Genomic DNA, 22,265 nt, shown 5'->3' with positions numbered 1-22,265 from the left:
TGTGACGAAGCCCGCCCCGGGACGTGGGGCGGGCTTCGTCACAAGCGTGCTCCGGATCAGTTCCCGGACTCGGGCTCGCCGTCCGTGGTGCCCGGGGTCTGCTCGCCCCGGTTCTGACCGCTGCTCGGCGACTCGCCCGACGTGGGCGGCGGCGGCACGACCGTGGCACCGCCCGTGGGCGGGGTCGTGTCGTCGGTGCTCACCGGCGTGGTCGTGGTGACCGGCGCGGGCGGCGACGTCGTCGTGGTCGTCGTGGTCGTGGGCCCGGTGACGTCGACCGGCGGGATCGCGGGCGTCGTGGACGGCCCGACGGTGGTCGGCGTGTTCGGCGACGGCGTGGTGCTGGTCAGCTCCTCCAGCAGCGACTCGTGCTTCTGGGTGAGGTCGTCCTTGCCGTCGTCCGGCGAGACCGACGGGAGGCTCTCGCCCGCCTTGAGCAGCGCGTCACGGGCCTCGCTGTACCGGCCGTCGCGCAGTGCCGCGCGAGCGGTGTCGAGGTCGGTGCGCACGGCGACGGCGGCTTCCACCGACCGCGCGTGCTCGGAGTACAGGACCCGGGTCAGGCCCCAGAGGGTGTCGCCCGGCTGGGCGTCCCGCGCGACCAGGCTCATCCCGGTGAACGCGATCGCCAGCACAGCGGCGGCGGCGGCGATGGGGATCAGGAAGCGCTGCCTGCCCCTCGGCTGGGTGCGGGCGGCGGCGATCGTGGCCACCGCCGTCTCGGTGTCGACCAGCTCACCCATGGGTGGGCGGTCGACCTCGCGCCGCCAGGCCAGCAGCAGCGCGTTCAGCTCGTCGTCGACGAGCGATTCCGGCTGGTCGACGTCACGCCCGCCCAGCGCGTCGAGCAGCGCGTCGTCGGCCCGGATGCCCGCGAGGTCGTCGCCGAGCTCGACCGAGGTGTCCTCGGTCAGGGTGTCATCAGACTGCGGCGGTCTCTCATCTCGTCCGCGCACGACTTCTCCGTTGCCCTTCTCGTGCTGGTCAGCCACTCAGACCACCTCCTCCGCTGCCAACGTCTTGCGAAGGCGGGCCAGGGCGCGGTGTTGCGCCACCCGTACCGCGCCCGGCGTGGAGCCGACCGCGTCGGCGGTCTCTTCGGCCGACAGGCCGACGACCACGCGAAGCAGCAGGATCTCCCGCTGCTTCTCCGGAAGGATCTTGAGGAGCAGTGCCATCCGCTCCGACAGCTCGCCCTGCATGGCGCGCTGCTCCGGACCGGCCTCCGTCTCGGGGGCGTCCGGCACCTCCGGGACCGGTTCGGACCGGTTCCGGGCTGCGGAGCGATGAGCGTCGGCCACCTTGTGCGCGGCGATCCCGTAGACGAACGCCAAGAACGGCCGACCCTGGTCGCGATAGCTGGGCAGGGCCGTCAGCACCGCGAGACACACCTCCTGGGCCACGTCGTCCGCCGAAGCGAATGACCTCTCCTGCCTTCCGACTCTGGCGCGGCAGTACCGCACCACGAGGGGTCGGATGGATGCCAGGAGCCGCTCGATCGCGTGGCGGTCGCCATCGACGGCTGCGCCCACTTCGGCGTCCAGTCCGTCCCCCAAGTTGGTCATCGCAGACAACTGCCCTGGTGTTACGCGTAGGCGTACCGACAAAGAACAGCACGGGACGATCGACGTCGCCCGTACTGGTGATGCTCACCGTACCGGTCGCCCGGCCGAATGTTCCGCAATGGGGTCCAGATGGGGTCTTTCGACCTCACCTGACCAGCCGACACGCCGTGGGCGCGCGACCACCCGCGGACGCGCGGAGGCCCGGCGACGCCTGATGGCGTCACCGGGCCGTGGCTGGAGGAAGGAGTGCCGGTGCGACTCGCCTGACGAGTCCGACGAGCCTGTGCCCCGAGCCGGTCGAGTCCGCGCGCTACGACACGAGGCCGCGCCGGAAGCCGTGTGCGACGGCCTGGGCACGGTCGCGCACGCCGAGCTTGCGGAACAAGCGCCGGGCGTGCGTCTTCACCGTGTCCTCGGACAGGTAGAGCTCACGCCCGATCTGCCCGTTGCTCTTGCCCTGGCTCATCCCGCGCAGCACCTGGAGCTCGCGCTCGGTGAGCTGGACGCCCGGATCCGACGGCTGGCGCGGCGCGGGCACGCTCGTGCTCGCGAGCGTGTGCGCCAGTGCGGCGACCAGCTCGGGACGCGAGGCGTCCCAGCGCAGGTAGCCGCGGGCTCCGCCGGCGATCGCGGCGGCGATGCTGCCCGCGTCGTCCGGTGCGCCGAAGACGATGACGTTTGCCTGCGGGTTGGCCGAGACGAGTCGCCGGGTCGCTTCGACCCCGGTCGGGACGGCGCGCTGGGTGCCAACCAGTACGACGTCGACCGGCTGCCGAGAGAACCGAGCCAACAACTCGTCACCGTGCGCTACGCAGTCGATGCGGCTAACCCCTGGGACAGCCGACATCACGCGGGTGAGACCCTACCGCACACTGCGCCGGTCGTCGCAAATAAGGACCGTGGTCACGGGGACTCCTTCCTGCAGCCGAGTGACGTTCCACATCCCCTATCGGACGCTAGAGGCCGAACCTTGACACGATCCGGTGCTTAATCCGTCAAGAAGTTCGTCTCAGCGTCTGCGTTCGGGGGTTCCCCGGAACGGAGCAGCGCGGTCGGGATCCACGGCGAGCGGTCCGCGAGGCGGCGGCCCGACGGGTCGGCTCTGCGCAATACGCAGCTCAGAGCGTTTTCGGCTCGTTCCTTCACGTTTTCCCTGCCCGCAATAGTGCGGTCTGCCAGGGCGTTTGTCAGGACAAGCGCCGTCGGCCAGACCAACGAGAAAAGCCCTCGACGGTCAGTGTGATTTAGGTCACACAGTAGCACCTCGACCCCCCGCTCGACGCTTTCGGGTGTCCCCCACACCACCAAGGCGGTCCCGAGGACGAGGTCGGACTTGAGGATGTGTCGCGTCGCGCCGGCCTCGCGGGCGGTCGCCGCGGCCACCTCGGCCGGGTGCACCGCGTGCTCCGCGTGACCGCCGGCCAAGGCGATCTCGGCGGCCAGCCACTGGTGCCGCACCCGGCTGCGCCAGCCGCGCGGCTCGACCCCGGCGTGCAGCCGCCGCGCCTCGGCGAGCCGGCCGGCGCCGATCGCGTCGGCGGCGAGCCCGAGGAGGGCGTCGGCCCGCGCCCCGGCCGGGTCCACGTCGTCCGGGTCGCCGCCGTCGCCTTCGGGCGCCATGGCCAACGCCCGGCCGTCCAGCACGCGCGCCGCCGCGTGGCCGCCCAACTGCCGCCGGTGCGACGCGAGCGTGGAAGCCGCCAACGACCCGAACAGCCCACCCCGCCCGATCAGCTCACCGAGCACCGAGGCCGCCGCCGCGTAGTGCCCCTGCCCCCCGAGCACCACCGCCGCCAACCACCGCTCCTCCACCCCACCGCTCAACGCCGCCCAGACGTCGACCTCGGGCCGATCCCCGAACGCCGCCTCCCGCACCCCACCACCCACTTCCGCTCACGCCCGTCCACGTCCACGCTCAGGACCACGCCGGCAGTTGTCCACAGGAAGCCGCGCGGACAGCTCGATTTGTCGGCCCCTCGTGGCAGGGTAAAAGCAGGGGTCCCCTGGGCGGGGACCCCTGCGTAGCGAGGCGATGGGCCTGGGGGTGCGGGAGGGCACGGCGCAGTCGGTTGGCTTGGCCAGGTGCGGGAGGACGCGGCGCGGTCCGTTGGGCCGGATGGGAGCGGGGAGCGGGGCGGGCGGTTGGCCTGGCCAGCAGCAGGCGCGAGGGCGGGCGCGGCGGAGTCGGGCTGGTCAGGTGCGGGATGGCGAGGGGCGGTCGGCCTGGCCGGCAGCAGGGGTGGGCGAGAGGCGGTCGGTCTAGCCAGGCAGCAGAGGGCGGGCGCAGCGCAGTCGGGCGACATAGATGGGCGCGCGGGCGGGCGGTTGTGCTGGTCAGGCACGGGCGAGCGAGAGGCGGTCGGCCTGGTCAGGCACGGGCGAGCGAGAGGCGGTCGGCCTGGTCAGGAGTGGGAGGGCCGGCGCGGCGAGGTCGATTGGGCCGGCCCGAAGCGGGAGGCGCGGGGCGGGCGGTTCGGCTGGCTGGAGCGCGGGGGCGTGGGCGGGGTCAGCAGACGGCGCGTTCGACGGCGTCCGCGGCGGTGGCGAGGTCGTTGATCCGTTCTGCCGGCTGTGGCACGACGCCGCGTTCCCAGCCCGGTCCCCCGGCGAACACGCGGACCTGTTGGCGGGTCCTCGGCAGAGCCGTCACGACACCCGGATCGGCGTAGCGCGGCAGCTGCGCCCACAGCACCACGGCGGCAGGCGCGGTTCGGCGGACGGCTGAGGCCAGGGCGTCCATCGGCAGCGCCGCGCCCAGCTGCCGGACACCGACGCCGCGCTGCGCCAGCACCGCCGCCAACGGGTACAGCGGCAGGTTGTGCCGCTCGTCCGGCATGCACGCCAGCAGCACGGGACGGTGGTTGCGCGGGCTCGTCACGACGGGGGTCGCGCGCACCACGGCGGCCAGCACGCACTCCTCCACCAGGTGCGACACCTCGACGCCCGCGCCCGAGTGCTCCCACCTCGCCGCGATCGCGGCCATCACCGGCCGCACCACCTCGTCCCACGTCGTGATCACGCCGTCCGCGGCGATCGCGTCGGCCAGCAGCGTCTGCACCGCCGCCGAGTCCATCGCCAACGCCGCCCGACCCACCCCGCGCGCCCGCCGGTTCGCCGCCTGCAGCTTCAGGCCGCGCCCACCGGGCGGCGCCGAACCGCCGTCCAGCTCACCGCCGGTCAACGACGCGGGCACGACCGCCAGCGGCGCGCGGACCGGGCTGGCCAGCGCGTACTTGGCCGCTTCGGCGGACGACGCGCCGCGCAGCAGGGCCCGCTGCATCAGCTCCAACCGGGCCACGTCGAGTGGCGCGTACTTCCGGTGTCGCCCGGTTGTGTGATCACTGGGTCCGAGGCCGTACCGGCGGTCCCAGGTGCGGAGGGTGGCCGGCGCGACGCCGAGCCTGCGCGCGACGGCGGCCACCGAGAGGGTCACCGAATGCGCTGGATCGTCTTCCGCCGCAACGGTTTCCTGGCCGCCTTCCGGCACGGTCCCGGTGTGGTCGGGGGGCGTCATCACGCTGACATCGTCCGTTCACCTGACGTCACCGGCAACTCCGGCACGGGCGCTCATCGATCACCCATCGTATGAATTGCCGACAAAAGCCCCCGCACCCCCTTGAACAAGTTTTGGCGCGGTTCTACGGTGGATCATCGTTAAGCCGAATGGAGCAGTTCTCGTCCATGGGCCAAGGAGGCGGTCTCGATGGCGGACACCCGAAGGCTTCCCGGTCCCAACGCGGATCTGTGGGACTGGCAGATGCGCGGCTCGTGCCGCGGGATGGACAGCGCGTTCTTCTTCCACCCGGACGGGGAGCGCGGACCGGCGCGGGCGCGACGGGAGGCGCGGGCGAAGGCCGTGTGCCTGTCGTGCCCGGTGTTGGAGATGTGTCGGCGGCACGCCCTGGCGGTCCAGGAGCCCTACGGGATCTGGGGCGGCCTGTCGGAGTCCGAGCGGGACAGCATCATCAAGGCGCGCAAGCGGCAGTTGACGCCCGCTTGACGCCGAACGCGCGGGAGGGACGGCACCCCATGGGCGCCGCCCCTCCTGTTCGCGCGATTTCCGACTGATAACGCCTGGTCAGTGACCGTGCCCGTGGCCGTGGCCGTTACCGCCGGCGGCGGGCTCCTCTTCCTTCTTCTCCACGACGGCGCTCTCCGTGGTGAGCACCATGCGGGCGATGGAAGCGGCGTTGGTGACCGCGGAACGCGTCACCTTCACCGGGTCGATGATCCCGGCCTCGAGCAGGTCGCCGTAGACCAGGGTGGCGGCGTTGAGGCCGAAGCCCCAGTCCTGCTCGCGCACCTTGTTCACCACGACGGCGCCTTCGAGGCCCGCGTTCGCGGCGATCCAGAACAGCGCCGAGCCCAGGGCCTCGCGGACGATCGCGACACCGGTCGCCTCGTCACCGGACAGGCCGAGCCCGCCGTCGAGCACCTTGGCCGCGTGCACCAGGGCGGAGCCGCCGCCGGGCACGATGCCCTCCTCGACCGCGGCCTTGGTCGCGGCCACCGCGTCCTCGATGCGGTGCTTGCGCTCCTTCAGCTCGGTCTCGGTGGCCGCGCCGACCTTGATCACCGCGATGCCGCCGGACAGCTTGGCCAGCCGCTCCTGCAGCTTCTCGCGGTCCCAGTCGGAGTCGGTGGCCTCGATCTCGCGGCGCAGCTGCTCCGCGCGACCGGCCAGGTCGGCCTTGGCGCCGCCGCCGTCGACGATGGTCGTGTTGTCCTTGGACACGACGACCCGCCGGGCCGAGCCCAGCACGTCGAGGTTGGCCTCGGACAGCTTCAGGCCGACCTCGGCCGCGATGACCTGCGCGCCGGTGACGACCGCGAGGTCGTCCAGGAACGCCTTGCGGCGGTCGCCGAAGTACGGCGCCTTGACCGCGACCACGCGCAGCGTCTTGCGCAGGGCGTTGACCACCAGGGTGGACAGCGCCTCGCCCTCGACGTCCTCGGCGATGATCACCAGCGGCTTGCCGGCCTCGGCGACCTTCTCCAGGATCGGCAGCAGGTCGGCCAGCGCCGAGATCTTCTCGCGGTGCAGCAGGATGCGGGCGTCCTCGAACACCGTCTCCTGGGCCTCGAGGTCGGTGGCGAAGTGCGCCGACACGTAGCCCTTGTCGAACTGCACGCCCTCGGTGATCTGGAGCTCGGTGGCCATCGAGGAGGACTCCTCGACGGTGATCACACCGTCCTCGCCGACCTTCTCGATGGCTTCGCCGAGCAGGGCGCCGATGGACTCGTCACGGGACGAGACGGTGCCGACCTGGGCGATGTTGTCGCGGCCCTTGACCGGGGTGGCCTTGGCCTTGAGCGCGTCGACGACGGCCTCGGCGGCGGCCTGGATGCCGACGCCGAGCGACATCGGGTTCGCGCCGGCCGCGACGTTGCGCAGGCCGACCCGGACCATGGCCTGGGCCAGGACGGTCGCGGTCGTCGTGCCGTCGCCGGCCACGTCGTTGGTCTTGGTGGCGACGCTCTTGGCGAGCTGCGCGCCGAGGTTCTCGAACGCGTCGTCCAGCTCGATCTCACGGGCGATGGTCACGCCGTCGTTGGTGACGGTGGGCCCGCCGAACTTCTTGTCGAGGACGACGTGCCTGCCGCGCGGGCCGAGGGTGACCTTGACCGTGTCCGCGAGCTTGTTCACGCCGCGTTCGAGTGCCCGACGAGCGTCCTCGTCGAAGCTGATCTGCTTGGGCATTGCCTACGCCTCTCTTGATGCGAAACGCCCCGGGAGCCCCGGGAAGGGGTTCGCCGGGGCGTCTTGCGTGTCAGCCGATCGTCAGTTGATGACGGCCAGCACGTCGCGGGCGGAGAGGATGAGGTACTCCTCGCCGTTGTACTTGACCTCGGTGCCGCCGTACTTGGAGTAGATGACGACGTCGCCGACAGCCACGTCCACCGGGACGCGGTTGCCCTTGTCGTCGATCCGGCCGGGGCCCACCGCGATGACCTTGCCCTCCTGGGGCTTCTCCTTCGCGGTGTCCGGGATCACGAGGCCGGAAGCGGTCGTGGTCTCGGCCTCACTGGCCTGGACGACGATCTTGTCCTCGAGCGGCTTGATGTTCACGCTCACCGGGCTGACCTCCACGGTCGTCGAAAGCGTTGGCAGGTTGCGTTACGGCTCCTGCCACCCCGCCGTCGCGGGGGTCGGGGCGGTTGCTGGTGCCGTGCATCTAGCACTCTACCCATGCGAGTGCCAACGCTTCAACGAACCCCCCGCAACCGGCCGGGTGAAGTCGTCCACTCGTGTCACACCGCCGTTCACCTGGTCGCCAACCTCGTCGGCAACGGTGTGGCGCATGACCACGGTGACCCGACGTTCCCTGCTCATCGGCGGTGTGGCCGGTGTGGCGCTCGCCACTGCCGGCGCGGGCTTCCCCCGGCTCGACGACCCCTTCACCCTCGGCGTCGCCTCCGGCGACCCCCGTCCCGACAGCGTCGTGCTCTGGACCCGGCTGGCTCCTCGGCCGCTGGCGGAGAACGGCCTCGGCGGCATGCCCGACCGCGTCCTCCCGGTGCACTGGGAGCTGGCCGAGGACGAGCGGTTCCAGCGCGTGGTGCGCCGCGGCGTGCAGCCCGCGCGGCCCGAGCTCGGGCACAGCGTGCACGTGGAGCCGTTCGGCCTGCGGCCCGGCCGCGAGTACTTCTACCGGTTCCGGGTGGACGGCCACCTGTCCCCCGTCGGCCGCACCCGCACCACGCCCGAGCCGTGGGTGCTCGGGCAGGACCTGACCATGTGCTTCGCGTCGTGCGCGCACTTCGGCGAGGGCTACTTCACCGCGTACCGGCGGCTGGCCGAGGACCACCCGGACGTGGTGCTGCACCTCGGCGACTACCAGTACGAGTACGCGGCGAAGGCGGCGGACGTGCGCCCGGTGCTCGGGCCGGAGACGCGGACGCTGGCCGACTACCGGCTGCGGCACGCGCAGTACAAGACGGACGCCGACCTCCAGCTCGCGCACTCCGTCGCGCCGTGGCTGGTGGTGTGGGACGACCACGAGATCGAGAACAACTGGGCCGACGACGTGCCCGAGCAGCCCGACCCGGACTTCGCGGCACGGCGGACGGCGGCGTTCCAGGCGTACTACGAGAACATGCCGCTGCGGCGCGGGGCGCGGCCCAACGGCGTCGACATGCAGCTCTACCGGCGGGCACAGTGGGGCGGGCTGGTCAACTTCCACATGCTCGACACCCGGCAGTACCGGGACGACCAGGCGTGCGGCGACGGGTGGAAGACCTGCACCGACGCCGGGCTGCCGACGCGTTCGATCACCGGCGTGGAGCAGGAGGAGTGGCTGCTCGACGGGTTCCGGCAGTCCCGGGCGCGGTGGGACGTGCTCGGCCAGCAGGTGTTCTTCGCCGAGCGCGACCGCAAGGACGGGCCGGAGAAGGAGGTCTCGATGGACGGGTGGGACGGCTACCTGGCCTCCCGGGACCGGGTGACGCGCGGGTGGGTCGACGCGGGCGTGCGCAACGCGGTCGTGCTGACCGGCGACGTGCACGCGCACTACGCGGCGGACGTGAAGCTGGACTGGACCGACCCGGCGTCGTCGCCGACCGTCGGCACCGAGCTGGTGTGCTCGTCGGTGACCTCCGGCGGCGACGGCAACGACACCGTCGACCAGGTGCAGCTGCGGCTGAACCCGCACATCAAGCTGCACAGCAGGCGGCGCGGGTACGTGCGGACGAAGTTCACCGCGCGGGAGATGCGGGCGGACTTCCGCACGCTGCCGTACGTGCGGACGGCCGGGGCCGGGGCCACGACGCTCAAGTCGTTCGTCGTCGAGGACCGCAACCCCGGCCTGAACCCCGTCTGATCAGTCCCGGATGACGTTGACCAGGGCGGTGAAGCTGTCCTTGCCGTGCCCCGCCGCGATGGCGCGGTCGTAGAGGGACTTCACCGCCCTGGGCAGCTCGGCGTCGATCCCGGCGGCCTCGGTCGCGCCCAGGACGTGCGCCGCCGTGGCGCCCATCATGGTCACGTTGGCCAGGTCGCCGGGGTGCTCGCCGGAGTCGACGTGCTTCGCCATCTCCGACACGTACAGCGACAGCGTGGAGACGTTGTCGGCGAGGTAGGGCGCGAACCGCTCGGCCGTGACGCCCGCCGACCTGGCCAGCGCGATGCCGTGCAGCATCGCGGTCATGGAGGTGAGGAAGACGTCCAGCTGCGCCTGGTAGAGCAGCTGGGCGAGGGTGTGGTCCTCGCCCATGTAGTCGGGCCTGCCGATCACCGCGAGCGTGCCGGCGTGCCGGTCGAACACCTCGCGCGGTCCGCTGTAGAAGACGTACGCGTCCGGGTGGCCGACCATCTCCGCGTTCGCCATGATGCCGCCGACCAGCAGCTCCGCGCCCCGTTCGGCGAGCCAGGCGGCGGCCTTGAGGGTCTCGTCCGGCGTCTCGGAGCTGAGGTTGACGACGACGCGGCCGGCGAGGTCGGCGTCGCCGAGGATGTCGTACATGGCGGCGTAGTCGGTGAGGCTCAGGATGACGAGCCGGTTCGCGGCCACGGCGTCGGCGGCGGTGGCGGCGCGCACGGCGCCTCGGGCGACGACGGCGTCGGCACGGGCGGGCGTGCGGTTCCAGACCGTGGTCGGGTGGCCTGCGTCGAGGAACCGGCTCACCATGGCCTGGCCCATCGGGCCGAGGCCGATCACGGTCAACGGGGTCTTGTCGGTCATGTGTTCCTCACTCCTTCGTGTGAGTTCCACGGTGGCCGGTGGCGCGCACGGTCCGCTGCGGGTCCGCTGCGGGTCGGCTGGGGGTGGGCCGGTTACGGTCCGGGCGTGAGATTCGGGGTGTTGGGGCCGCTCGGGGTGTGGACGGCGGGCGGTGAGGCGGTCCGGGTGCCCGAGGTCAAGGTCCGGCTGCTGCTCGCGGACCTCCTCGCGCACGAGGGGCGGCCCGTGTCGGCGGACCGGTTGGCGTTCGACCTGTGGGGCGACGAGCCGCCCGGCAACCCGGTGAACACGTTGCAGACCAAGGTCTCGCAGCTGCGGCGGGCGTTGGAGGCGGCCGAACCGGGTGCGCGCGGGCTGGTCGCGCACGGGCCCGCCGGGTACGCGCTGCGGGTCGATCCGTCCACTTTGGACGTGCTGCGGTTCCGGGAGCTGGTGGCGCGCGGTCGGTTCGGCGAGGCGTTGGCGCTGTGGCGCGGCGAGCCGCTGGCGGAGTTCGCGGACGCGCCGTTCCTGGCGCCGGTGGTCGCGCGGTGGGCCGAGGAGCGGTTGGCCGCGCTGGAGGAGTTCGCCGGGACGGGCGAGGCGGAGCCGGCGGTCGAGGTGGACCTGGCTGCCGAGGTGGCGCGGCACCCGTTGCGCGAACGCTTGCGCGGACTGCACATGCGCGCCCTCTACCGGGCCGGGCGGCAGGTCGAGGCGTTGGAGAGCTACGCCGAGCTGCGCCGGCTGCTGGCCGAGGAGCAGGGGCTGGAGCCCGGCCCCGAGCTGGCCGCGCTGCACCAGGCGATCCTGAACCACGAGCTCGGGCCGGTCGCCCGCACGAACCTGCCGGTGCCCGTGACGGAGCTGGTCGGCCGGGACCAGGCGGTGCGGGACCTGTGCGACCTGCCCCGCGACGCGCGGCTGGTGACGCTCACCGGTCCCGGCGGGGTCGGCAAGACCAGCCTGGCCCTGGAGGTCGCGCGGCGCGTGTCGGTCCCGGACGGGGTGTGGCTGGTCGAACTGGCCGGTGTCGGCCGGGCCGAGCAGGTGGTGAGCGCGGTGGCCGACGCGCTCGGCGTGCGCGAGGACGCGTCCGGGACGGCGCTGGTGGAGGCGTTGCGCGGCCGTGAGGTGCTGCTGGTGCTGGACAACTGCGAGCGGCTGGTCGAGCCGGTCGCCGCGCTGGTCTCCCGGCTGCTGCGGGCCGTGCCGGGGCTGCGCGTGCTCGCCACCAGCCAGGAACCGCTCGGGTTGGCGTTCGAGGTGGTGTGGGCCGTGCCGCCGTTGGACCTCTCGGACGCGGTCACGTTGTTCGCGGCGCGCGCTGCCGCGGCCGCGCCCGGTTTCACGGTGACGCCGGACAACCTGCCGGTGGTCGAGGCGATCTGCCGCCGGCTCGACGGGCTGCCGCTGGCGGTGGAGCTGGCCGCGACGCGGGTGCGCGGGTTGGGCGTGACGGCCCTGCTCGACCGGCTGGACGACCGGTTCCGGCTGCTCGCCACCGGGCACCGGGACGCGCCCGCCCGGCAGCGGACGTTGCGCGCGATGATCGACTGGAGCTGGGACCTGCTCGGTGACGCCGAGCGGATCGTGCTGCGCCGGCTGTCCGCGCACGTGGACGGGTGCGCGTTGGACGCCGCCGAGGCCGTGTGCGCGGGTGGCGGTGTGGCGGCCGACGAGGTGTCGGAGGTGCTGACCAGGCTGGTCGACCGGTCGCTCGTGGTCGCGCCCGAGCACACCGGTGAGCCGCGGTTCCGGCTGCTCGAGTCGGTCGCCGACTACGGGCGGGAACGGCTGCGCGAGGCGGGCGAGCTCGACCGGGTGCGCGCCCGGCACGCGGCGTTCTACCTGGCGTTGGCCGAACGCGCGGATCCCGAGCTGCGCGAGGCGGGGCAGTTGGTTTGGTTGGAACGGCTGGACGCCGACACGGCGAACCTGCGTGCCGCGCACGACGCGTTGGGACCGGCCGACGCGGCACGGCTGACGTGCGCGTTGACCTGGTACTGGTTCCTGCGCGGGCGGCTGCGGGAAGGTCGGCGGCTGATGACCGCGACCGATCCGGTGACGGTGGCGTGGCGGGCCGGGTTCGGGGTGCTGCTCGGCGAGGCGGCGGAACCGTCCGCGATCTCGGGGACGGCGGAGATCGCGGATCGGCTGGAACAGGCGCGGGCCCGGTGGTTCCTGGGGTACGTGCTGTCGACCGTCGGGGACATGCCGTCCGGCGAGAAGTTGACCGGGCAGGCGCTGGAGGCGTTCGAGGAGCTGGGTGACGAGTGGGGCGTGGCCGCCGCGCACAGCGACCGGGTGAGCCAGGCCCTCGCCCGGGGTTCGGTCGAGGAGGCGCGGGCGTCGGCCTCGCGGTCCGCCGAGCTGTTCGCGTCGTCGGGTGAGCGGTGGGGGCAGTTGAAGGCGTCGTTCGGGCTGGGGGTGCTCGCGCAGCTGTCCGGTGACTACGTGCGGGCGGAGGCCGTGCACCGGGACGGGCTGCGGGTGGCGGAGGAGCTGCGGTCGTGGCCGGAGGTGTCGTACAAGCTGTCGTGGCTGGGGCGGGTCGCGTTGACGGTCGGTGACTACGCGAAGGCGCGTGAGCTGCACGAACAGGCACGTCGGACGGCGGCGGAGCACGGGTTCTCGCCGGGTGAGGTGTACGCGGAGACGGGGTTGGCGCTGGGCGCGCGGCGGGAGGGGCGGCTGGACGCGGCGGAGGCGCACTGGGAGCGGCTGCGGTCGTGGCACCGGCAGGTCGGGTTCGAGGCCGGTGCGACGTTGGTGCTGGCGGAGCTGGGGTTCGTGGCCGAGCTGCGGGGTGACGCGGCGCGGGCGGCGGAGTTGCAGGAGGAGGGGTTGGCGCTGGCGCGGCAGGTGGGCGACCCGCGGGCGATCGCGTTGGCGTTGGAGGGGGTGGCGGGCGCTCGGGCGTTGGCGGGTGACGCGGTCACGGCGGCACGGCTGTTGGGTGCGGCGACGGCGGCGCGTGCGTCCGTGGGCGTGCCGCTGCCGGCGGGTGAACGGGGTGACGTGGACCGGATCGCCGCCGCCGCGCGTGCCGTGCTGGGCGCTGAGTCCTACGCCGCCGCGTTCGCCTCCGGCCACGCCGAAGGCCTCGACGTGACGTTCTAGCCTCGCGCGTGTCGAACGCCCAAGTCCCGCGTGTCGAACGCTCAGGTCGCGCGTGTCGAACGCTCAGGTCGCGCGTGTCGAACGTTCAGGTAGCCCGAATTCAACGCTCAGGTCCGACGTGGGCCGACGCGAACGTGGAACTCGGGGGTCCTGAGTGTTCGACACGCGGGACCTGGAGGTTCGACACGCGCGGGGGTCAGAGGATTTGGATGGTGCTCACCGGGAGGCCGGGGGTGGTGGAGAGGTCGAAGGCGGAGGGCTTGGCGCCGGCGGCCACCAGGTGGGCGCCGAGGGCGGCGATCATCGCGCCGTTGTCGGTGCACAGCCGGGGACGCGGGACGCGCAGCTCGATGCCCGCCTCGGCGCAGCGCTCGGCCGCGAGGCTCGACAGGCGCGAGTTCGCCGCCACGCCGCCGGAGATCACCAGCGTGTCCACGGCCAGGTCCTTGCACGCCCGGATCGCCTTGGCGGTCAGCACGTCCGCCACCGCCTCCTGGAACGACGCGGCGACGTCGGCCAGCGGGATCTCCTCGCCGGCGCGTTCCTGCTTCTCGACCCACCGGGCGACGGACGTCTTCAAGCCGGAGAACGAGAAGTCGTACTTCGCGTCACGCGGCCCGGTCAGCCCGCGCGGGAACGCGATCGCGCACCCGTTGCCCTGCTTGGCGAGCTTGTCGATCGGCGGACCACCCGGGTAGGGCAGGTCGAGCAGCCGGGCCACCTTGTCGTACGCCTCGCCCGCCGCGTCGTCCACGGTCGACCCGATCTCGGTGATCTTCTCCGCCAGGCCCTCGATCAGCAGCAGCTGCGAGTGCCCGCCCGACACCAGCAGCGCCAGGCACCGCTTCGGCAGCGGGCCGTGCTGGAGGGTGTCCGCGGCGACGTGCCCGGCCAGGTGGTTGACGCCGTAGAGCGGCTTGTCCAACGCCGCCGCGTACGCCTTCGCCGCCGACACGCCGACCAGCAGGGCGCCCGCCAACCCGGGACCGGCGGTGACCGCGATGGAGTGCACGTCGCGCAGCTCGATCCCGGCCTTCTCCACGGCACGGCGCATGGTCGGCACCATCGCCTCCAGGTGCGCGCGGGACGCGACCTCGGGCACGACGCCGCCGAAGCGGGCGTGCTCCTCGACGCTGGACGCGACCTCGTCGGCGAGCAGTTCCATCGACCCGTCCGGGCCGAGCCGGACGATGCCGACGCCCGTCTCGTCGCACGAGCTCTCGATACCGAGGATGAGCCGGTCAGTCACGGTTCGCGGGCCTTCCCATCGTGTACGCGTCGGCGCCCGACGGCTGGTAGTAGCGGCGGCGCAGGCCGAGCTGCTCGAAGCCGTGCGCCTGGTAGAGGCCGATCGCCCGCGCGTTGTCCGTGCGGACCTCCAGGAACACCGGCAGCCCGTCCTCGTCGGCCTTGGCGAGCAGGGCGCGCAGCAGGGTCTTGCCGACGCCGCCGCCCTGGTAGTCGGCGACGACGGCGATGGTGTGCACGCTGGCCTCGAAGTCGCCGAGACCGAGCCCCGCGTACCCGATCAGCACGTCGCCGACGTACGCGCCGACGTAGAAGTTGCCGTTGTCGAGCTCGCTGCGGAAGGCGTTCGCGCTCCACGGGTCGTCGCCCGGGAACAGCTCCCGCTCGATCTGCGCGCACCGGACCGCGTCCTGGCGGCGCAGCGGTGCGATCGTGACGGTGCCCGAGCTCACGCCTTGGTCACCCGCTTGCGGCCGACCGGCTCCACGGCGTCGGGACGCCGCAGGTAGAGAGGGGTCAGCGCGGCGGGACGCGCGCCGGCCAGCAGCTCCTCGGCCGCGACCGCGACCAGGGACACCGGTGACGGGTAGCGCGCCGCGACCACCGGGAGCCCGATCACGTCGGCGTACAGCTCCGCGCCCTCGCCGGCCGCCTCGACCACGGCGGGCCGCACCGCGGGCAGCTTCGCGACCAGGTCGGCCGGCCGGTCCACGTGCGGCCCGTCGGTGCGCCGGCCGGCCGCGTCGTAGGCCGCCCAGTACACCTCCTTGCGGCGCGCGTCGGTCGCCACGAGCAGCGGCTTGCCGGTGGCGGCGTCCAGCGCGACGGCGTCCGGCGTCGGCACGGGGTAGACGGGCCGGTTGAGCGCCTGGCCGAGGGCGGCGGCGGTGACCAGGCCGACGCGCAGCCCGGTGAACGGGCCGGGACCCGAGCCGCACACGATCGCGTCGAGGTCGGAGAGCCGGTGACCGGCCTCCGCCAACGCCGCTTGCAGGTGCGGTGTGAGCAGCTCACCGTGCGCCTTCGCGTTCACCGTCACCCGCTGGGCGAGCAGGCGGGGAGGTGCGCCGGGCGTCAGTTCGACGACACCGGCCGTGACGGCGGGGGTGGCGGTGTCCAAGGCGAGCACTAGCACAACTGACAAGAGTATCGGGTGGCGTGAACCACACTTGTGTTGACGTCAACGTCAAGTCGGAGGATCGGCACGTGCGCATCGGAGAACTGGCACGGCGGGGTGGCACGACCACCCGCGCGCTGCGCTACTACGAGTCCCTCGGCCTGCTGCCCGCGCGCCGCGCGGCGAACGGTCAGCGGGAGTACGACGAGGACGACCTGAGGCTGGTGCACGAGATCCGCTCGCTCACCGGCATCGGGTTCGCCCTGGAGGACACCCGGCCGTTCGTGCAGTGCCTGCGCGACGGGCACACCACCGGCGACGCCTGCGCGGCGTCCGTCGAGGTGTACCGGCGCAAGCTGGCCGAGCTGGACGACTGCATCACCCGGCTGCACGCCGTGCGGGACCAGGTGCGCGCGCAACTCGAGGAAGCCGAGCAGAGGAGCAGGCCGTGCGGACGTTGACCGACGACGAGTTCACCGGGGCCGTGGCCGCCGGGAACGTGCTGGTGGAGTTCGGCGCCGACTGGTGCGGGCCGTGCCGGATGCTGGAACCGGTGCTGGCCGAGATCGACCGGGAGCGCGGGGACTTGACCGTGCTGAAGGTGGACATGGACGCGAGCCCGCGCACGGCGCGCGACCAGCGGATCATGTCCGCGCCCACGCTCCAGCTCTACAAGGACGGCCGGTTGGTGGCACAGACCGTGGGCGCTCGGCCGAAGATCCACCTGATCGCGTGGCTCGAACCACACTTGTGATGCGTCGGGGGGTGAGGGCGGTCACTGTAGGGGGATGCTGCTGCCGGCGCTGGGTTCGTCGTCGTCGTCGTCGTTGTCGTTGTCGTTGTCGTTGACGTCGTCGTTGGGGGTTGGGTCGGGGATAGCGGCCAAGGTCGCGCTGCGGTTCCCCCAGCGGGAGTTGACGTACGAGCAGTTGGCGCGTGAGGCGCGTCAGGTCGCGCACGGGTTGGTGGGCAAGCGGCGGGTGGCGGTGTGGGCGCACGTCAGGGCCGAGACGTGCGTGGTGGTGGTCGGGGCGTTGTTGGCCGGTGTGCCGGTCGTGCCGCTCAACCCCAAGATCGGGGAGCGGGAGCTCGCGCACATCCTCGCGGACAGCGAGCCCGAGTTGGTCATCGACGACGAGTTGCCGTTCGGTGAGGCGGTGGAGCTGCCCGAGCCGGATGGTGAGGCGCCCGCGTTGATCGTCTACACGAGCGGCACGACAGGACCACCCAAAGGTGTGGTGCTGCCGAGGCGTGCGTTGGCGACGAACCTCGACGCGCTGGCCGAGGCGTGGGCGTGGACCGAGGACGACGTGGTGGTGCACGGCCTGCCGCTGTTCCACGTGCACGGCCTGGGGGTGGGGGTGATCGGGCCGTTGCGGCGGGGCGGGACGGTGCACCACCTCGGGTCGTTCAGCGTGGCGAAGGCCGCCGAGGCGTTGCGCGACGGCGGCACGATGCTGTTCGGCGTGCCCACCATGTACCACCGGATCGCGGCCGAACCGGAGCACGCCGAGGCGTTCGGGAAGGCGCGGCTGCTGGTGTCCGGATCCGCGGCGCTCCCGGCTGCGGTGCACGAGCGCATCGAGCGGTTGACCGGGCAGCGGGTGGTCGAGCGGTACGGGATGACCGAGACGTTGATGAACACCAGCGTCCGCGCGGACGGCGACCGGCGGCCCGGCACGGTGGGGTTGCCGTTGGACGGGGTCGAGGTGCGGGTCGTCGCCGACCAGCCGGGTGAGGTCGACGTGAAGGGCGTCGGTGACGAGCCCGGTGAGATCGAGGTGCGCGGGCCGAACCTGTTCCTGGAGTACCTGAACCGGCCGGACGCCACGCGTGAGGCGTTCCGCGACGGCTGGTTCCGCACCGGGGACCTGGCCGTGGTCGAGCCGGACGGGTACGTGCGGATCGTCGGCCGCCGCGCCACGGACCTGATCAAGAGCGGCGGCTACAAGATCGGCGCGGGCGAGATCGAGAACGCCCTGCTGGAGCACCCGTCGGTGGCCGAGGTCGCGGTGACCGGTGAGCCGGACGAAGACCTGGGCGAACGGGTGGTGGCGTGGGTCGTGGCGGACGGGGAGCCGCCCGCGCCGGAGGTGCTGAGCGACCACGTGGCCCGGCTGCTGTCGCCGCACAAGCGGCCGAGGGTGGTCCGGTACGTGGACGCGTTGCCGCGCAACGACATGGGCAAGGTGCTGAAGCGGGAACTGCGGTGAACCCCCTCGGCTGGCCGGGGTACGAGGCGCAGCTCGACCGGGCGCGGGAACGGTCCGGTGCCGTCGAGTCGGTGTCGTGGCGACGGCTGCCGCAGGCCGTGGAGATCACCTTCGACTTCCGGTTCCTGGGTGGGTCGATCGGCACGGCGGCCGGTGAGCTGATCGAGGAGGCGTTCACCGAGGCGCGGTCGGCGTGGCTGCCGGTGGTGTCGAAGATCGCGACCGGTGGCAGCCGGATGCAGGAGGGGATGCTGTCGTTGCGGCAGCTCCAGCGGGTGGCGCGGCTGTGCGCGCTGCACCGGGAGGCCGGTCTGCCGCACGTGTCCGTGCTGGGCGACCCGACGACCGGTGGGGTGTGGGCGTCGCTGGGCGCGGGAGCGGACGTGGTGATCGGGGTGTCCGGCGCGCAGGTCGGGTTCGCCGGCAGCCGGGTCCGGCCGGTGGACAACCCGGCCTACACGGCGGAGGGCCAGTTCGCGGCGGGCACGGTGGACGTCGTGGTGGGGCCTGAGGACGTCGACCCGACCGTGGCGAAGGTGCTCTTCCTGTTGTCGCGCGGTGATGCGGTGCCGGCGGAGGTGCCGCGCGCTCTGGGTGCACAAGAGCTGCCCGTGGACGGGTGGAGCGCGGTGCAGCGGGCACGTGCCGCGGAACGTCCCCGGGCGGTGGCCTACCTGGACGACTACTTCGACCTGCGGATGCCGATCAGCGGTGATCGGGCCGGTGGGGTGGACGCCGGGATGCTGTGCGGGATCGGGCGGCGGGGTGGGCGGGCGATCGCCTTCGCCGCGCAGACCGGCACGGCGAACACCCCGGCCGGCTTCCGGACCGCGGCACGGCTGGTGCGGCTGGCGTCGCGGTTCGCGCTGCCGGTGCTGACGTTGGTGGACACGCCCGGCGCGGCGAACGACGTGGCGGCCGAGCGGGCCGGTGTTGGGGCGGCGATCGCGGAGCTGTTCGCGGCGGTGGCGGAGGCGCGGGTGCCGATCACGACGTTGGTCATCGGGGAAGGCGGGTCCGGTGGGGCGTTGGCGCTGTCGTCGCCGGAGCACACGTGGATCACGCCGGACGCGTACTTCTCGGTGATCGCGCCGGAGATGGCGGCGGCGATCTTGAAGCGGGAGGACGTGCGGCGGCTCGCTGACGAGTTGCGGTTGCGGCCGCAGGATTTGGTGGAGTTGGGGGTGGTGCGGGGTATTTCGGAGGGTTGAGGGGTTGGGAGGTGGGGTTAAAAGCGTTAAAAGCATGTCCTCGCCGGACGGGCAGATCAGCAGGATGACGCCTGGTTTGGTGGTTATGCGCCGGGTCCGTGGTGGTGCGGGTTTCGTGTCATCCCACCGACCTCCCTCCGGGCTACCACACGTATCAAGGGGGCAGCCAGCAGTGGACGTGTCAGGCAAGGGACACACAGGCCCCCTTGACACGCGCGGTAGGGCACAGCCAGGTCGGCGGGATGACACGAAGCCCTCCCTTTGGTGGGGAAGGCGTGCCAGTGGGCGGGAAAGGGCGGGGTGGCGGCGAAGGGCCGGGGTTCCTGGTGGTCAGGTCGGTAGTTGGCGGTTGAGCCAGGTGCCGTGGGGGTGGAGGTGGGCGATGCGCACGTCGTCGTCGCGGCGTTCCAGCCTGATCAGCAGGTGGTCTTCGGAGAGCCGTTCGGCGGCGCCTTCGCCCCACTCGACGGCGACCACGGCGTCGACGAGGTCCGTGTCGAGGTCGAGGTCGTCCAGTTCGTCCAGGTGGCCGCCGAGCCGGTAGGCGTCGACGTGCACGAGGGGGACGCCCCGGCCGTCTGGGGCGGGGTCGTGGACGCGGGCGATCACGAAGGTCGGGGAGCTGACCCGGCCCGTGACGCCGAGGCCGTCGGCGAGGCCGCGCACCAGTGCTGTCTTGCCCGCGCCCAACGGGCCGGACAGCAGCAGGAGGTCGCCGCCTTGCACCAGTTTGCCCAGTTTGCGCCCGAACTCCTCGGTGTCGTGCACCTCGGGGAGCGTCACGGTCACGCTCGTCGCCACCACCGCCGCCTGCTTTCCGACCGTTCGGCGGCACTGCGCCGAACCAATCCGACCAGGTGTCCGGTGACCAGGTCGGGTTGTTCCAACATGAGCATGTGGCCCGCGCCGGACACGCGGACCAGTTCGCCGTGCGGCATTTCCTCGGCCATCCGCTCGGCGTGCGAGAAAGGTGTCAGCTTGTCCGCGTCGCCGCTGATCACGAGCACCTCGCAGTGCCGGAGACCCGCCAGCGCCTTGTAGCGGTTGTGCGTGCCGAGGGTTTCCAGGAACTCGGTGAGCACCTGCACCGTGGTGCCGTTGATCATCTGTTCCATCAGGTCGACCAACGACGGGCTGACCTTGCCCGTGCCGAAGGCCAGTGCGCGGATTCCGCTCCACGTGAGGGTGGAGGCGCGGCGGCGGACCCATTCGACCAGGCTCGGTTGCAGGCCCGCGAGCCTGCCGACGCCCAGGGTCACCGGGTTGTAGCGGGACAGGACGGACTTCGGGAGGCCGGCGCCGCCGACCGCGCCGGCGGCCGTGCCGACGAGGGCGACGCCGCGCACGCGGTCGGCGAAGAGGTCGGGTCGTTGCTCGGCCAAGGCCATGATCGTCATGCCGCCCATGGAGTGGCCGACCAGGACCAGCGGGCCGTCGGGGGCCATGGAGCGGATCACGGCGTCGAGGTCCTTGGCGCACTGGTCGATCGTGCTGCCCTCGGTGGTGGAGCGACCGGAACGGCCGTGGCTGCGCTGGTCGTAGAGGATCTGGCGGACGCGTGGTTCGGCGAGGGTGGCCAGGTCGCGGCGTTGGAAGTGCCAGCAGCGGCGGTCGAGGGCGAAGCCGTGCACGAGGACGACGGTGACGTCGGGTTTGCCGCCGTCTTCCGGGTCGACTTCCTCAACTGAGAGCGGCACGCCGTCGTCGGCGGCGACGGTCGACTCGCGGGTCGGGGTGAGGCGGCCCAGTGGTTCGTCGGCGAGCGGGTCGTCGGCCTGGCGGTCGTTCGAGACCTTCTTCTGGTTCGCGGCCACGCCCACCGCGACACCCGTCGCGGCGGCGCCGAGGATGCCGCCGGCCCAGCCGACGGCCTTCCACAGCGTGTTCACGGGCGTGTCCCCACATACGTCCGGGTGACACGCGGTCGGTACATGCCGGTGACGATCTCGTAGTCGATGGTGCCGGTGGTGTCGGCCCACTCGCGGGCCGTCGGCTCGCCCCTGTCGCCGGATCCGAACAGCACGACCTCGTCCCCCTCCGCCACCACGTCGTCGCCGCAGTCGACCACGACCTGGTCCATGCAGATGCGGCCGACGACCGGGCGGCGGCGTCCGGCCAGCCAGACGTCCATCCGGTTCGACAGGCTGCGCGGCACGCCGTCGGCGTAACCGACGGGCACCAGGGCCAGGTTCGTGTCGCTCTTCGCGGTCCAGCTCAGACCGTAGGACACGGATTCCCCGGCGGGGATGCGCTTCGCCAACGCGACTGCGGACCGGAACGTCATCACGGGGCGCAGGTCGGTGGGGACGGGGACCGGGTTGAGGCCGTAGATCGCGATGCCCGGGCGGACCAGGTCGAGGTGCAGGTCGGGGCGGGTGATGAGGGCGGCGGAGTTGGCGATGTGGCGGCGCGGGTCGAGGCCCGCGGCCAGGGCCGCGCGGTAGGCGTCGTCGAAGCGCTCGGCCTGGGCGTCGGTGCCGCGGTGGCCGATCTCGTCGGCGACGGCCAGGTGTGACCAGATCGAGTGAACTTCGACGTTGTAGGTCTTGGCGGCGCGTTCGACCAGCTCGGCCCAGCCGGACTCCGGGCAGCCGTTGCGGGACAGGCCCGTGTCGATCTTGAGGTGGACGCGGGCCGGCTTGCCCGCCTTGTCGGCCGCCGCCGAGATTTCCTCCAGTTGGGTGACGGAGGAGGCGGACAGGTCGACGTCCTGCTCGACGCCGGGCGCGTAGTCCGTGCCGGGCGGGTCCAGCCAGGCCAGGATCGGCACGGTGAGGCCGGCCGCGCGCAGCGCCAGGGCTTCGGCGAGGGAGCAGGAGCCGAGCCAGGTCGCGCCCGCCTCGACCGCCGCTCTGGCCACCTCCGCGGCGCCGTGCCCGTACCCGTCGGCCTTGACGACGGCCATCGTGTCGGCGTTGGGCGCGAGGGCGTCGAGGTGGGCGACGTTGTGCCGGAGGTTGTCGAGGTCGATCACGACCTCAGCGCGAGGAGCAGCCATAACGCCGCTCATGGTGACACAGCCCCACCAACCCCGATCGCGCGTGTCCTACGTTCGCGTCGCGTGTGTCGTACCTCCAGAACGCGCGTGTCCTACGTTCGGAACGACCGTGTCCTACGTTCAGGTCGGC

At 72.4% G+C, this 22,265-nt stretch carries 21 protein-coding genes; 7 read left to right on the top strand and 14 right to left on the bottom strand.

Translation table 11 applies throughout. The annotated features are described in order from the left end of the window. Positions 1-56 precede the first annotated feature (56 nt). The 5 genes from ADK67_RS22600 to ADK67_RS22580 form a co-directional block, all read right to left on the bottom strand. Positions 57-992 carry an anti-sigma-D factor RsdA gene (locus tag ADK67_RS22600; RefSeq protein WP_053718474.1) on the bottom strand — a complete coding sequence of 312 codons (936 nt, stop codon included), beginning with the start codon at positions 990-992 and terminating at the stop codon, positions 57-59. Next, positions 993-1,565: a sigma-70 family RNA polymerase sigma factor gene (locus tag ADK67_RS22595; protein ID WP_053718473.1), complete on the bottom strand. Its 573-nt coding sequence runs from the start codon at positions 1,563-1,565 to the stop codon at positions 993-995. It lies immediately after the preceding gene. A 310-nt stretch (positions 1,566-1,875) separates the two neighbouring features. After that, positions 1,876-2,412, bottom strand: coding sequence for a response regulator transcription factor (locus ADK67_RS22590; protein ID WP_053718472.1), 537 nt, complete (start codon positions 2,410-2,412; stop codon positions 1,876-1,878). Positions 2,413-2,552: 140 nt separating this feature from the next. Continuing rightward, positions 2,553-3,440, bottom strand: coding sequence for a hypothetical protein (locus ADK67_RS22585; protein WP_053718471.1), 888 nt, complete (start codon positions 3,438-3,440; stop codon positions 2,553-2,555). Positions 3,441-4,071: 631 nt separating this feature from the next. Beyond that, positions 4,072-5,079, bottom strand: a complete 1,008-nt coding sequence (locus ADK67_RS22580; RefSeq protein ID WP_082403699.1) for a MerR family transcriptional regulator — start codon at positions 5,077-5,079, stop codon at positions 4,072-4,074. A 189-nt stretch (positions 5,080-5,268) separates the two neighbouring features. Between ADK67_RS22580 and ADK67_RS22575 the strand changes: the two genes are divergently transcribed. Beyond that, on the top strand, positions 5,269-5,565 hold the full coding sequence (locus tag ADK67_RS22575) for a WhiB family transcriptional regulator (RefSeq protein WP_033428626.1): 297 nt from the start codon (positions 5,269-5,271) through the stop codon (positions 5,563-5,565). A 78-nt stretch (positions 5,566-5,643) separates the two neighbouring features. Here the strand turns inward: ADK67_RS22575 and groL are convergent, their stop codons facing one another. Together groL and groES are read right to left on the bottom strand one after the other, a co-directional pair. After that, the gene (gene groL, locus ADK67_RS22570) at positions 5,644-7,266 is read right to left on the bottom strand and encodes a chaperonin GroEL (protein ID WP_053718469.1); all 1,623 of its coding nucleotides are present in this window, start codon (positions 7,264-7,266) and stop codon (positions 5,644-5,646) included. 81 nt (positions 7,267-7,347) lie between these two features. Further along, positions 7,348-7,641, bottom strand: coding sequence for a co-chaperone GroES (groES, locus tag ADK67_RS22565; RefSeq protein ID WP_015105192.1), 294 nt, complete (start codon positions 7,639-7,641; stop codon positions 7,348-7,350). 226 nt (positions 7,642-7,867) lie between these two features. Here groES and ADK67_RS22560 point away from each other — a divergent pair, with 226 nt between their 5' ends. After that, complete coding sequence (locus ADK67_RS22560) at positions 7,868-9,385, top strand: alkaline phosphatase D family protein (RefSeq protein ID WP_053718468.1); 1,518 nt, start codon at positions 7,868-7,870, stop codon at positions 9,383-9,385. Here the strand turns inward: ADK67_RS22560 and ADK67_RS22555 are convergent, their stop codons facing one another. Further along, positions 9,386-10,246 carry an NAD(P)-dependent oxidoreductase gene (locus ADK67_RS22555; protein WP_053718467.1) on the bottom strand — a complete coding sequence of 287 codons (861 nt, stop codon included), beginning with the start codon at positions 10,244-10,246 and terminating at the stop codon, positions 9,386-9,388. Between the two features lie 105 nt (positions 10,247-10,351). Between ADK67_RS22555 and ADK67_RS22550 the strand changes: the two genes are divergently transcribed. Continuing rightward, the gene (locus tag ADK67_RS22550) at positions 10,352-13,348 is read left to right on the top strand and encodes a BTAD domain-containing putative transcriptional regulator (protein ID WP_053718466.1); all 2,997 of its coding nucleotides are present in this window, start codon (positions 10,352-10,354) and stop codon (positions 13,346-13,348) included. A gap of 196 nt (positions 13,349-13,544) precedes the next feature. Here the strand turns inward: ADK67_RS22550 and tsaD are convergent, their stop codons facing one another. From tsaD to tsaB, 3 genes are read right to left on the bottom strand one after another with little or no spacing between them, the layout of a single operon-like run. After that, the gene (gene tsaD, locus ADK67_RS22545) at positions 13,545-14,597 is read right to left on the bottom strand and encodes a tRNA (adenosine(37)-N6)-threonylcarbamoyltransferase complex transferase subunit TsaD (RefSeq protein WP_053718465.1); all 1,053 of its coding nucleotides are present in this window, start codon (positions 14,595-14,597) and stop codon (positions 13,545-13,547) included. Continuing rightward, positions 14,590-15,048, bottom strand: coding sequence for a ribosomal protein S18-alanine N-acetyltransferase (gene rimI / locus ADK67_RS22540; RefSeq protein WP_053718464.1), 459 nt, complete (start codon positions 15,046-15,048; stop codon positions 14,590-14,592). Before rimI ends, tsaD begins: the two co-directional genes overlap by 8 nt. Beyond that, positions 15,045-15,731 carry a tRNA (adenosine(37)-N6)-threonylcarbamoyltransferase complex dimerization subunit type 1 TsaB gene (gene tsaB / locus ADK67_RS22535; protein ID WP_053718463.1) on the bottom strand — a complete coding sequence of 229 codons (687 nt, stop codon included), beginning with the start codon at positions 15,729-15,731 and terminating at the stop codon, positions 15,045-15,047. Before tsaB ends, rimI begins: the two co-directional genes overlap by 4 nt. A 71-nt stretch (positions 15,732-15,802) precedes the next feature. Between tsaB and ADK67_RS22530 the strand changes: the two genes are divergently transcribed. From ADK67_RS22530 to ADK67_RS22515, 4 genes are read left to right on the top strand one after another with little or no spacing between them, the layout of a single operon-like run. Then, entirely contained in the window at positions 15,803-16,174 is a 372-nt protein-coding gene (locus tag ADK67_RS22530; RefSeq protein ID WP_053718462.1) for a MerR family transcriptional regulator, read from the top strand. Then, the gene (locus tag ADK67_RS22525) at positions 16,162-16,467 is read left to right on the top strand and encodes a thioredoxin family protein (RefSeq protein ID WP_053718461.1); all 306 of its coding nucleotides are present in this window, start codon (positions 16,162-16,164) and stop codon (positions 16,465-16,467) included. The genes ADK67_RS22530 and ADK67_RS22525 overlap by 13 nt, the downstream gene beginning before the upstream one ends. Positions 16,468-16,501: 34 nt before the next feature. Beyond that, complete coding sequence (locus tag ADK67_RS22520) at positions 16,502-17,926, top strand: acyl-CoA synthetase (protein WP_082403698.1); 1,425 nt, start codon at positions 16,502-16,504, stop codon at positions 17,924-17,926. Next, positions 17,923-19,137: a carboxyl transferase domain-containing protein gene (locus ADK67_RS22515; RefSeq protein ID WP_053718460.1), complete on the top strand. Its 1,215-nt coding sequence runs from the start codon at positions 17,923-17,925 to the stop codon at positions 19,135-19,137. The genes ADK67_RS22520 and ADK67_RS22515 overlap by 4 nt, the downstream gene beginning before the upstream one ends. A 330-nt stretch (positions 19,138-19,467) precedes the next feature. On the opposite strand, the gene tsaE is transcribed toward ADK67_RS22515, so the two are convergent. Genes tsaE through alr form a run of 3 tightly spaced genes read right to left on the bottom strand, consistent with a single transcriptional unit; the run spans position 19,468 to position 22,135 of the window. Then, positions 19,468-19,926: a tRNA (adenosine(37)-N6)-threonylcarbamoyltransferase complex ATPase subunit type 1 TsaE gene (gene tsaE / locus ADK67_RS22510; protein ID WP_231648312.1), complete on the bottom strand. Its 459-nt coding sequence runs from the start codon at positions 19,924-19,926 to the stop codon at positions 19,468-19,470. Then, positions 19,923-21,026 (bottom strand): alpha/beta fold hydrolase, encoded by a 1,104-nt coding sequence (locus ADK67_RS22505; protein ID WP_053718458.1) that lies wholly within the window; start codon positions 21,024-21,026, stop codon positions 19,923-19,925. The genes tsaE and ADK67_RS22505 overlap by 4 nt, the downstream gene beginning before the upstream one ends. Further along, the gene (gene alr / locus ADK67_RS22500; RefSeq protein WP_197289575.1) at positions 21,023-22,135 is read right to left on the bottom strand and encodes an alanine racemase; all 1,113 of its coding nucleotides are present in this window, start codon (positions 22,133-22,135) and stop codon (positions 21,023-21,025) included. The genes ADK67_RS22505 and alr overlap by 4 nt, the downstream gene beginning before the upstream one ends. Positions 22,136-22,265: the final 130 nt, after the last annotated feature.

It is taken from the genome of Saccharothrix sp. NRRL B-16348, from assembly GCF_001280085.1.
GTDB lineage: Bacteria > Actinomycetota > Actinomycetes > Mycobacteriales > Pseudonocardiaceae > Actinosynnema.
This window is presented reverse-complemented; position numbering and strand designations above follow the sequence as displayed.